This window comes from Luteibacter sp. P4_E6, from assembly GCF_056401535.1.
In genome coordinates, this window is record NZ_JBFUJE010000174.1 from 1 (window position 1) to 7,671 (window position 7,671).

Here is a 7,671-nt window from a genome sequence, read left to right on the forward strand (position 1 = left end):
ACCCGGAGCGGCTCTCCGCATGACGGATGCCTTTCTCGTAGCGCCAGTAGAAATCGACGCCCTGGGCGAACCCCGTACGCACGTTCTCCATGTGCAATTCACCACCCACCGCGCCGACAGTGGGGTCGGCAAGGTTGGCGACCAGTTCGGTCAACGCGGTGGGCGAGAGCTTCTGCCGTACGTCGGTGAAGAGCAGCACGTCGCCGCGGGTGAGAGCGACAGCGTCGTTGAGGCWGGCGGCCTTGCCGCGGCGGTTCGGATAATCCAGCACAGTCAGGCGCGCGTCGGTGGAGCGGCGCGCCGTGGTCACGGTGTTGTCGTGGCAACCGTCGCAGGCGATCACGATGTCGATGAGTTCCGGTGGATAGTCCAACGCCTGCAGGCTGGCCAGCTTGGCGCGGATGAAGCCGGCCCCGTCGTGCACGGCGATCACGATGCTCACCGTCGGCAGGATGGCCCGTCGTGCCACCGGCTGCGGGCGCAGGCGTGCCTGCAGCCACACCAACACGGGGTAGCCGACGAAGACATGGACAAGCAGCAGGGCCGATGTCCAGCAGGCGAGCCAGGCAATGTGCGAAATCATGGCATTCCCCCCGGTGCCGTGTGTGTCAACCGCGCCCGAGCAGACGACTGAACAGGCCACGTTTCGAGGCGGTCGGCGCCGCTGGCGGAGCCAGGGCGAGATCCGCGGCGAGCGTGCCGAGCGTGCCGTTTGCGATATCGAGCAGGTTGAGTTGCACGCCCGTCAGTTTCTGCACGCGCATGGCCATGTCGACGGCGAGCAGCGAGTGGCCACCGACATCGAAGAAGTTGTCGCTGGTGCGGATCCGGCACATGCCCAGCAGCTCCTGCCACACGGCGGCGAGCAGGCGCTCGCTTTGCGTGCGCGGTTCGTTGCTGGTCGGCGTGCCGTTCCCGGGCTGTTGTTCAGTCGGCAGCGGCAGCGCGGCGATGTCCGGCTCACCGGTAGCCAGCAGCGGCAGGGCATCGAGCAGCGTCAGGCTGGCCGGCATGGACCAGGCTGGCAGGTGGGCGGCGAGTGCGGCGCGCACGCCGTCCGCGTCCGGCTGGCAACCCGGCGCGGCGACGGCGTAGGCATCGATGTGGTGATCGCCGGCGTGACCGATGCGAGGTACCGCCAGGGCCCGGACGATACCGGGTTGGGCGAGCAGAAGGGTTTCGATGGCGGTGGGTTCGATGTCGAGGCCGTGCCGGCGAATGCGGCGGTCGTCACGGTCGAGCACCTGCACCATGCCGTCGGCGAGCCAGCGACCGCGATAGCCCGTGCGGACCAGGCGGTCGTCGCCCGGCTGGCGATCGGCGAGCGCCCGCGTACCGAAGGCTGCCGCCAGGCCGCGGCCAGCGATGGCCAACTCACCAGTCGCCCCGATCGGCGACGGTTCGCCATCGTCGTCGAGGATCCAGACTTCACTGTTCGCAAGGGGGCGGCCCTCATGCAAGGCATCGACGGTGCGGTCGACGCGACCACAGGTGGCGACGGGTGCCGACAGGGCATCGCCGAACAGCGTCCACAGGCCGGCCGTACGTTCGCCGACATGGGTGGCCATCTCCGGTGTGGGCGTACCGCTGACGATCGCCGCCTGCAACTGTGGATCGCCGGCCCAGCCCTGCTCGAGCAAGGCGTGCCAGGTCTCCGGCGTGGCGATGAAGCGGTCGAGCGCGCCGAGTTCACCGCGCGCGAGGTCCTGCGGCTCCTGCACGACCCAGGTCGCACCGCTGGCCAGGGCGAGCAGGGGCTCGATCATCGACAGGGGATCGGTAGCCAGGGCATCGCCACCGATGCGCTGACCGGCGCGCAGGTCGAGTGCCTTGATCAGGCCTTCGACTGTATTGGTTATGGAACGATGCGAGAGGGCCGCACCACGTGCGTTGCCATCGGCACCCGGAACGTGGAACGCGACGGCCGGCATATCGGGCTCAGGAGAAGCACCTGCCACGACATCGTCGAGGCGCACGCCTTCGATTTCGGCATGATCCGCGTCGAGCCACAGCGCGCAGGCACGTGGCCAGTCCAGCGTGGCTTCGAGTGCCATGTCGCCGATCATCACGGTCATCCGCGCGTCGGCCACGATGTCGCGCAGGCGCGCGGCGGGGTCGGCGCGGTCGAGGAGCAGGGCGGTGCCGCCGGCATGCGCGATGGCGAGGAGGCCGGCAAGGCGGTCGGCACCCGGATCGACGCAGAGGCCGATCACGCTACCGGGCAGGGCGCCACGGTCGCGCAACAGGGTCGTCATGCGTAGCGCCCGGCGCAGCAGCGCCACAAAGGTGGTGCTGCGCGGTCCATGGATGATCGCCACCGCATCCGGAGAGAGCTTCGCGCCGCCTTCTACCATGGCGTAGAGGTCGAGCGGCAGATGGGCGTCGCTACCCGTGGCGTTCCAGCCGCGCATCTTTTCGCGCTCGGCCGGTGTGGCCGCGGTGAGTGAACCCACCGAGAGGGAAGGATCGGCGGCGACGCGCTTCATCATGTCCAGGTAACGCTCGCGCATGAGGCGCGCCGTGCTCGCCTGGAGCAGGTCGGCGTTATAGGTGACGCCGCCGACCATGCCGTTGTGGCTTTCGAGGAACCACAGGCCGAGGTCTTCGGTCGCGGCACTCTGGAACAGCAGGATCTGTTCATGTGCAAGTCCGCCCCAGTCCACCGAGCGCTGGCGTGCATCCTGGAACGAGAACAGGGCCTGGTAGAGCGTGGCGCTGGCACCGTGGCCGACTTTCAGTTCGCGTTGCAGGTATTCCAGTGGCACGTCCGGGTGACCGAAGGCTTCGATCGCCGTGCGTTTCACGTGGCGCACGAATTCGAGGAAGGAGAGCGCAGGGTCCACGCTCACATGAAGCGGAAGCAGGTTGTTGAAGTAGCCCATGACCGATTCGACTTCGGTCTGGTTGCGACCGCGCACCGGCGTACCGACAACCAGCTCGTGCTGGCCCGCCGAGCTCGACAGCATGGCGTAGTACAGGGCGAGCAGGGTCATGTTGAGCGTGGCGTCGGCCTGCCTGGCTACGTCGTGCATCGCGTCGGTGTCTTCACGCGTGACGCGGATCCACTCCGTGCGACCGAGCCCGGACATGCCCGGACGGCGCGGATGATCGGTCGGCAATGCCCGCACGTCGCCCATCTGGGCAAGACGCTCGCGCCAGAAGCCAAGCTGCGACTGGAACGCCGGAGAGTCCAGCCAGTGCGAATGCCACTCGGCGAAATCGCCGTAGGTGACAGGTAGCGCAGCCAGCGGCGAGGGCAGTCCGGCAACGAAGGAGCGATACAGCGCTGACAGTTCGTTGTAGAGAATGTCGAACGACCAGCCGTCCCAGATGATGTGGTGCGGCATGAAGAAGAACGCGTGCTCGTCTGCGGACAGGCGAAACATGCGAGCGCTGAAGAGCGGAGCGCTGCCCAGGTCGAAGGGCGTATCGGTGAGCTCCTGCAGGCGGTGCATCAGGCGTGCTTCGCGTTCTTCGGTGGGCAGGTCCGAGAGATCCTCCGCAGGGAACAAGGGGTATTCCAGCTGCGATGAGACGACCTGCGCGATATCCTGGCCCACGTCGCGGAACGCGGTACGCATGCTTGGCTGCCGCTGGATCAAGGCCTGGAAGGCCATGTCGAAGGCATGTTCGTCGAGGCGACCACGAAGGCGGTGCGCGGACGGCGCGTTGTAGGTGACGCGACCGGGATGCATGCGCTCGAGTGCCCACAGGCGACGCTGCATGAGCGAGAGCGGCGCCTGGTCCTGATGTGCGCGGTGATCGATCGGTGCGGCGGCGGGTGCCGTCCCGCTGGCCACCTGCGAGCCGATGGCGGCGGCGAGCTGCTCGATGGTGGGCGCGTCGAACAGGGTGCGGAAGGAGAGCGTGACGTCGAACTCGCGGTTGAGTCGCGCCGTGAGCTGCGCAGCGAGCAACGAATGGCCCCCCAGCGCGAAGAAGTCGTCGCGCACGTCGAGGTCGGGCAGGCTGAGCACGGCTTCCATGGCGGCGGCTACGCGGCGCTCGTCGTCGTTGCGCGGCGCCATTCGTTCACCGGGTGTCGCCACCGAGTGGGCGATCGGCGGCGGCAGGGCTTTGCGGTCGATCTTGCCGTTGGGCAGCAGCGGGATCGCGTCGAGCATGAGGATGTGTTGCGGAATCATATAGTCGGGCAGACGCGAACGCAGGCGCGAGCGCAACGTGTCCTCACTGACCGTGGCACCCTCGCGACCCACCACGTAAGCCACCAGGCGCACGTCGCCCGGACGGTCCTCACGCGCGATGACAACGGCGCGGCCGACCTCGGGGGTGTCGGCGAGCACGCTTTCGATCTCACCCGGCTCGATGCGGTAGCCGCGAACTTTCACCTGAAAGTCCAGGCGGCCCAGGTGTTCGATCATGCCGTTGGCGAGCCAACGACCGCGATCGCCGGTCCGGTACATGCGTGAGTCCGGTGCCTCCGCCCAGGGATCGGGAACGAAACGTTCCGCGGTGAGCTGCGGACGATCGAGGTAGCCGAGCGTGACGCCGGCACCGCCGATGTGAATCTCGCCGGGCACGCCGAGTGGGCAGTGGTTGCCGCGCTCATCGAGGATGTGCACGGTGGTATTCGCGATGGGACGCCCGATGTAGATCCCTTCGCGCGGGTCGGACACACGCCAGTAGGTCGAGTACACCGTGGTTTCGGTCGGGCCGTAGCCGTTCCATACCTCGCCGCAACGATCGAGCAGGGCCTCGGCGAGGTCGACCGGCAGGGGTTCACCGCCGGAGACCGCGCGGAACGCGGGGCGACCTTTCCAGCCGGCGTCGACGAGCAACCGCCAGCCAGCGGGAGTCGCCTGCATCATCGTGGCATCCACTTCTTCGATAAGGCGACGCAGCTGCCCGCCATCGCGCACGTCGTCACGACCGGCGACGACGATTTCGGCACCGCTGGTCAACGGGAGCATCAGCTCCATGAAGGCGATATCGAAGGACAGGGTCGTGACGGCGACCAGACGATCGTCGGGAGCGATGCCCGGGACGCGCTGCATGCTGGTGAGGAAGTTGGCCGCGGCGCGGTGCGGCACGCGCACTCCCTTGGGGCGGCCGGTCGATCCGGAGGTGAAGATCACATAGGCCACCGAATCGGGCGTGGCCGCCTTGCGATTACGTTCCGGGCGCTCGAAGGAAGCGTGCACCACTTCTTCACTGGTAAGCGCGAGGACGCGTGTCGGGTCGAACGGAAAGGCCAGGGGCGCGTTGTCGTCGACGACGAGGGCGGCCAGCGCGGCATCCTCCGCCATGAAGGCAAGACGATCGGCCGGGAAGGTGGGATCCAGGGGCACGTAGCCGGCACCGGACTTGAGCACACCGAGAACGGCCGCAACCATGTCGAGACCCCGCGCAAGCGAGAGGCCGACCAGGTCGCCGTGGCCGATGCCCCGCTCGCGCAGGGCATTGGCCACACGGTTGGACCGTGACTCGAGTGCCGCATAGTTGAGTGAGCGGTCGGCATGACGCACGGCCGAGCGCTCCGGCGCGCGGTCCACCTGCTGCTCGAAGAATTCGTGGGCAAGGCGGAGTTCGGGGAATGGCGTCGGCGCGGGTTGCAGTGCGGCCAGTTCGCGGTATACCGCGTCGGAGACGATCGGAAGCGCGACGGCCTCCAGGGTCGGATCGATGGCGGCCTGACGGAGCAGCATCGCGTAGGCGTCGAGCCAGCCCTGGATCGTCGCGCCATCGAACAGATCGGCGTTGTACTGGCATTCGAGGCGCAAGCCGCCGCCAACCTGCACGGCGTTGACGAAGAGCTCGAAGTTCTCGTAGGCGCGCGGTATGGCTTCGACATCGAAGCGCAACCCGGGGAAGGTCACGGTGCTTTCGTCGAGCTGGGCATCGAGATTGAACAGCACGGCCACCAGGGGCAGGCGCGAGGGATCGCGGGCGATCGACAGCCGGGCGAGCAGGCTACCCAGCGTATAGCGCTGGTGGTCGAAGGCATCGAGCAGGTCGGTGCGTACCGTGCCGAGCAACTGCGCGAAGGTGGTTGTGTCGTCGATCTGCGTGCGCAGGGGCAACACATTGACGCAGTGACCGACGAGGGTGTCGTGGCCCTCCGCCGCCTGGCCTGCCGAAGGCATGCCGATAACGACATCGTCCTGCCCCGCGATACGGCGGAGCAGGACGGCGAAGGCGGTGAGCAGGGTCGCGTAGAAGCTGGCACCGTGGGCGGCGCCCAGGCGCTTGATCGCGGTGACCTCGGTCGGATCCAGCGTGCGGTCTTCGCGCCGTGAGGTGAACGACCGACGGCGGGGACGGGAATGGTCCGTAGGGAGGTCCAGCACGGGCGCGGGACCGGCGAACCGGCCCAGCCAGTACTGTTCATCCTCACGGGCTGCCCCGGTGCCGGCGTGCGCGGCCTCGGCCAACGCGAAGTTCGAGAACGCGCCGGCGTCGGCCGGGCCGGTGCCGTGGCCCGTGCGCTGCGCGTAGAGGGCGGCGAGATCGTTCACGATCACGCCGAAAGACCAGCCATCGCACACGATGTGATGCGCGGCGATGGTGAGCAGGTGACGGTCCGCGGCGAGGCGGAACAGCTCCGCGCGCACCAGGGGGCCGTGTTCGAGATCGAAGGGCGTGGTGACGATGCGGTGGAGCGCACCCATGATGCGCGCATCACTTTCGAAGGGCGCAAGGAGCGAGAGGTCGTGGAAGGCGACGGGGAGCGTCGTGTGTTCGGCGACGAAGAGACCTTCGCCGTCGCTGCTGAACGTGGCTCGCAGGGCCTCGTGGCGATCGACGATCGCCTGCAGGGCCGCTTCGAGAGCCGGCACGTCGAGCAAGCCCTTGAGGTTGATCGACACCGCTTCGTTGTATGCCAGCGAGGCTTCCGGCTCCAGCCGGGATGCCAGCCACACCTCGCGTTGCGGCTCCGTGGTCGGCACAAGCCGCGACAGCGGCGCACCGGCGAAGGGGTCATAGTCGACCGCTGTGGCGGCGGCCAGCTCGTTCTGCGTCATGCGGTGACCCTCAGGTACTTGCCCGGCGCATCCGGGTTGGGAACGAACCAGGCGGGACGGCCTTCGGGATCCTTGCCCAGGCGTGCACCCGGCATGGGCGGACGCTCGGTATCGAAGGAAGGCGTTTCGCGGCGGCGCGGCAGAAATTCCGCTTCCTGCATTTCGAGAATCGATTCACGGAACGCTGTGGCGATAGCGGCAAAATCCGCGTCGCTGTGTGAGGTGGTGAAGAAACAGGGAAAGTTGTCGAGGATGTGGATGCCGCGGCTGCGCATCATGGCGAAGAGCAGGTCCTGCAGCGGGTGGTCTTCGGTAAACGTGGTCTTCCACACCGAAGCGAAGTGGACGACGTGAATCGGTGCGCCGACGCTCACGCAGAACGCGTTGAGTTGCTCGGCCATGGCCGTGACCTTCGCGTTGAGCGTGGTCTGCAGCTGGCCGCCTTCGTTCGTGAGATGGGTGAGCACGGCGTGCGCGGCGGCCAGGGCCAGCGGGTGGCGCACGAAGGTGCCCGCGAAATAGGTGACGCCCACGGTCGGCGTGGAGTCGTCGCCAAAGCGCCAGTGGCCGCCGTCCAGCGCGTCCATGAAGCGGCGCTTGCCGGCGATGACGCCGATCGGGAAGCCGCCGCCGACGACCTTGCCGTAGGAGGCCATATCCGCGTCGATCCCGAGGACAGCCTGGGCAC

3 protein-coding genes are annotated in these 7,671 nt (G+C 67.6%); all 3 read right to left on the reverse strand.

The genetic code is table 11. The features are described 5' to 3' along the window. Positions 1-583 (reverse strand): glycosyltransferase (locus tag AC1DT2_RS11930; RefSeq protein WP_477296401.1); only part of this gene is annotated, 583 nt, incomplete at its 3' end. Positions 584-608: 25 nt separating this feature from the next. Continuing rightward, positions 609-6,983, reverse strand: a complete 6,375-nt coding sequence (locus tag AC1DT2_RS11935) for an amino acid adenylation domain-containing protein (RefSeq protein WP_477296403.1) — start codon at positions 6,981-6,983, stop codon at positions 609-611. After that, a partial coding sequence (locus AC1DT2_RS11940) for an aminotransferase class III-fold pyridoxal phosphate-dependent enzyme (protein ID WP_477296405.1) occupies positions 6,980-7,671 on the reverse strand: 692 nt, incomplete at its 5' end. The genes AC1DT2_RS11940 and AC1DT2_RS11935, both read right to left, overlap by 4 nt.

Bases quoted from the DNA above. Each gene is read 5' to 3' on its own strand.
- AC1DT2_RS11935 (WP_477296403.1), bottom strand. From the start codon at position 6,983: ATGACGCAGAACGAGCTGGCCGCCGCCACAGCGGTCGACTATGACCCC.